At 65.2% G+C, this 627-nt stretch carries 2 protein-coding genes; both read left to right on the top strand.

From position 1 onward, the window contains the following. Window positions 1-189: hypothetical protein (locus ACQRCJ_RS12475; RefSeq protein ID WP_427799947.1), on the top strand; the 189-nt coding region annotated here is incomplete at its 5' end. Window positions 190-332: 143 nt separating this feature from the next. After that, window positions 333-566, top strand: coding sequence for a SlyX family protein (locus ACQRCJ_RS12480; RefSeq protein ID WP_006008730.1), 234 nt, complete (start codon window positions 333-335; stop codon window positions 564-566). The last annotated feature ends 61 nt before the right edge of the window (window positions 567-627 follow it).

A 627-nucleotide genomic window follows, 5' to 3' on the forward strand; every position in this document is an offset into this window, starting at 1 on the left:
TGGGAGGGTGCGCCCCGTCGCGACTTCCGCCGTCCCGAGCGTGACGGCTTCCGCAAGCCCGGTTTCCGGCAGGATGCCGACAAGCCCTTCCGCAAGAACTCGTTCCGCAGGGACGGCAAGCCCGCCTTCGGCTCCCGCCGCCGGGACAGGGGCTTTGACGGCCTGGCGCTGAACGACGACGAAGAATAAAAAAACGGGCGGTACCCGCGAAGGTATCGCCCGAAAACGTAAAGATGGACGCACGCCGCGCCCACGGCCCCTGCCGCTGCAGGCACATATGCCGCAAGCAGGGGATTCGGCCCGGCGCAGGCGCAGGACGCCGAGGAGAGCTCATGGATCAGGAAGAACGCATCATCCGGCTGGAAGAGCTGGCCTATTTTCAGGAAGAACGTCTGCGCGAACTCAACGAGGCCCTGACGGCCCAGCAACAGCAGATCGACACGCTGGAGCACCGTCTGGCCGAGACCATGGAGCTGGCCCGCAACCTGCGCGATCAGCTGGGACAGACCGGTAACGGGGCCCCGGTCAACGATCTGCCGCCCCACTACATGCCCGAGCGTTACTGATCGGGCCGGGCGACAGGCAGTTGAGCAGATCTATGCGAGGGGGAGAGGGAAACCGTTTTGT

Source organism: Desulfovibrio sp. SGI.102 (genome assembly GCF_050314315.1).
Taxonomy (GTDB): Bacteria; Desulfobacterota; Desulfovibrionia; order Desulfovibrionales; family Desulfovibrionaceae; genus Desulfovibrio.

Coding starts and splice junctions, on each gene's coding strand:
- ACQRCJ_RS12480 (WP_006008730.1), top strand. CDS start 333: ATGGATCAGGAAGAACGCATCATCCGGCTGGAAGAGCTGGCCTATTTT.